Origin of the sequence: uncultured Fretibacterium sp. (assembly GCF_963544685.1) — a bacterium.
GTDB lineage: Bacteria > Synergistota > Synergistia > Synergistales > Aminobacteriaceae > CAJPSE01.
The window spans coordinates 1-3507 of the sequence record NZ_CAUUGJ010000171.1 but is presented as its reverse complement, the minus strand read 5'-3'; the positions used below and the strand labels follow the sequence as shown (position 1 = coordinate 3507).

Below are 3507 nucleotides of genomic sequence, written 5' to 3'. Positions count from 1 at the left end.
GGACGAGGTGGCCGTGGCCCCGGGCAAGGTGATTCCCTCGGGCTACACCAAGGTCGTGCAGGCGGAGGACAAGGGGATCGTCCGCAGGCTGAACGTCGCGAACGGAACGCCCGTCCGCGAGGGCGATGTTCTGATCGAGCTGGACACGGTGATCACGGAGGCCGATATGGCCCGTTTGACGAAGGAGCGGGATTTTTACGTTCTGGACCTGGCACGGCTCTTCGCCGACCGGGAGGGTAAGCCCTTCGTCCCGCCCCAGGGCGGCTGGGACCCCGAGGTGGTTCTGCATCAGCAGGAGCTCTCCCGGACTCGTCAGCTGGAGTTCCGGTCCCGGATCAACGTTTTGAAGCAGCAGGCGCTGATGGCGAAGGCGGCGCTGCGCAACTCGAAGCGGCAGTACGACAAGTATGCCGCCCTTCTGCCGATCGTGGCCGAGCAGAGGAAGAAGACGGAGGAACTTGCGTCGGACGGGACGGTGTCGCTGCTGGAGCATCAGACGTACCTCCAGAAGGAGATCGAGGTGAGGCAGGACCTCCTCTCTCAGCGTGCGGAGGTGGACCGTAACGAACACACCGTCGCGGAGAGCGATATGGAGCTGAAGAAGGCGGAGAGCGAGTGGTACTCGGAGATATCCGCGCGGATCGTCGAGGATCGCAAGCAGCTCCAGGCGGTGGAGGAGGAGCTGGTCAAGGCGCAGGAGAAGAACCGGCTGAGCCGGATAACCGCACCCATCGACGGCGTGGTGCAGCAGCTGGAAATTCATACGCTGGGCGCCATCGTGACGCCGGCCCAGCCGTTGATGCTGATCGTCCCGGCCGGTGGGGGAATAGAGTACGAGGTCTGGCTGGAGAATCGGGATATCGGCTTCGTCCGGGCGGGGCAGGACGCCGAGATCAAGGTGGAGACCTTCAGCTTCCAGAAGTACGGCACGCTTAAGGGGTGCGTCAAGTCCGTGGCGACGGAGGCAAAGGAGGACCAGAAGCGGGGCCTGATCTATCAGGCGCTGCTGGAGACCTCGCGCGACCATTATGTCGTCGAGGGGAAAAAGATCCCCCTTCTTCCCGGGATGTCCGTGACGGGGGAGATCAAGATCCGCCGTAAACGGATCATCGAGTATTTTCTGGACACCTTTCGCCGCTATACGAACGAGGCGCTTCGGGAGAGGTGAGGAAACGGCCGTCGCAGCCACTCCTTGAATTTGTTTTCGCGTGCTTTACATTCGTGTGTTTTTGTGCTTCAATCATATATAATGGACAAGGTATAAAATATCTTTTTCGGAAAATGGAATAGGTTGGAACTCGGAATGTCAATCGGGAGCGACGCGGCGGCGCGCAGACCTGGGCAAACTACGAATTCCTGCAGATGAGCGCGAAGCGGCTGACCTCGATGTATCGAGGAGAGTTGCTTTGCGCTTTTTTACAAAACAAAATAAAGAGGAGGTTCGCTTGAGGAATCTTTGTGGTACTGAATCTTGATAAAGGGGGATTTTCATGAATAACCTAAGCTATTTGTGGGGAAAACTGTTTGAATATGAAATTGAGTTTTTCTTCTTGTGTCTTTATGTGCTATTTCGTCCGTTTAACATAATATCTGATGTGTCAAGCTCATTTGGAGCAAAATTTCTAGGTTGTGCAATTATCTTTTTGATGTGTTTTCTTATTTTTGAAGTGTGTTTTTTAAGCAGCGTTTTTTGTGCAAAGGCAACGTTTTATATTTTTTCCTTTATTATATTTCCTTTGGTGACCTTAGGTGTGTTCATGGGGCATATTTCTCAATCGTTCTTTGATAAGGCAAGCATGATTGCAGAAGGGATGATGCTAATGTGTATATTGTATAGGACCTATCTTAGATTATTGGTAAAGAGGAGGAAGTCGTAGATGAGTCTCGGAATTGGTTCTCGTTTAGCTGAGTACTTGGCTGGATATTATTTATCAAAGTTTATAGATGGTGCTATAGATTACTTTATGCCTCATTTATTTCCGAGGAACCCCACACCCTTGCCGATTAAGCCTGGTGTGCTACTTCCCCCTTTGGGGCCTGTTCCTGCATTTCCGGCAACACCTGATGGTGATGATACCTATCCAGATTATAGGCGCCCTTGGAAAGATACAGTTCCTGCCCCCGCTCGCCGCGACCCGTTGGTCCTGGATCTGAACCGTGACGGCAAGGTGGAGCTGAAGAACGCGGCGTTCTTTGACCTGAACGCCAACGGCTTCCACGAGTTCACGCGGTGGATCGACAAGACGGACGCGTTCCTGGTGTTGGACAAGAACTTCAACGGAAAGGCAGACAACGGGGGCGAGCTGTTCGGCGATGCCATGACCCTGCCGGACGGATCCCTGGCTCTCACGGGCTTCGACGCCCTCAGGGCATACGACTCCAACGGAGACGGGAAGATCGACGCCTCCGACGAGATCTACGCCTCGTTGAAGGTCCTGACGGGCGAGGGGAAGATGTCGAGCCTGGCCGATGCGGGAGTCAAGAGTCTCAATCTGGCCTCGGAAGCCGTGAACGAGAATACGCCTCCCGCGCTTTCCCAGAGCGACCTCGCGAAGCTGACGTGGGAGGAACAAGTATTGGCCCTGAAGGACCAGGCGCGCGAGGCGGACCGTGCGCTCTGGGAGTCGGGCGGCTCGATCCGTGCCAAAGGTACGTTCGAGTGGCAGGACGGGAGTACGGGCACGATTGCAGAGACACTGCCCTACAGCATCCCGATGTACTCCATCCCCGGAGAAACCCTGGATGTCCCCGAGGACATCGCGGCACTGCCCGACCTCATGGGCTTCGGGAATATGCACGACCTGCGCCAGGCCATGGTCCGCGACGAAAGTGGTGTGCTGCGGGGGTTGGTGGAGCAGTACGCGGCGGAGAAGGACCCGTCGAAGCGGGGACAGATTTTCGAGTCCCTGGTCCAGACGTGGGCTGGAGTGGAGGGGGTGGCGCCCGGAAGTCGCGGCGGCCAGATGGATGCGCGTCAACTGGCGTTTTTGGAGAAGTTCTTTGGCGAGAACTTCAACGGTGTGGACGGGCCGAACCCCAACAACACGGCGGCGCCAATCCTGAAGGAGCTCTACGCGGACCTCGTGCGCGACATGGAGGCGGGGCTGCTGGCGCAGACGCATTTGAAGCCGTTCTTCGAGCGCGTGGAGTACAAGGTGACGGAGCCGGAGAAGGATGCGGAAGGGAACATCGTGAAGCCGGGTAAGGTGGACATCCTGATGGACCCGGCCTTTGCGTGGCTTGGGGAGGCGGCGAAGACGGACCCGCGGACGGCGCTGGAGCAGCTTTGGGGCCTCGAAAAGATGATGTCGGACACGGAGACGGACCTCAAGCAGGCCGCGGAGACCAGCCGCAAGGAGGCCAATCTGCGGGCCAGCTATCGGGCCAAGCTGGGATTGAGCGTGGATACGCCGACACAGACCGATGCCGAGAAGGCTTATGCGGAGTTCCTGGGGCTTCGCCAAAAGCTGGAGACGGAGCTGAAGGGACAGGGAGCCGAGCTGAAGG

At 57.1% G+C, this 3507-nt stretch carries 2 protein-coding genes; both read left to right on the top strand.

Annotated elements, in window-relative coordinates; all coding sequences use genetic code 11:
- On the top strand, nt 1–1168 hold a 1168-nt coding region (locus ABLA28_RS11010), incomplete at its 5' end, for an HlyD family type I secretion periplasmic adaptor subunit (RefSeq protein WP_347713703.1).
- A gap of 970 nt (nt 1169–2138) precedes the next feature.
- On the top strand, nt 2139–3507 hold a 1369-nt coding region (locus ABLA28_RS11005; RefSeq protein ID WP_347713702.1), incomplete at its 3' end, for a hypothetical protein.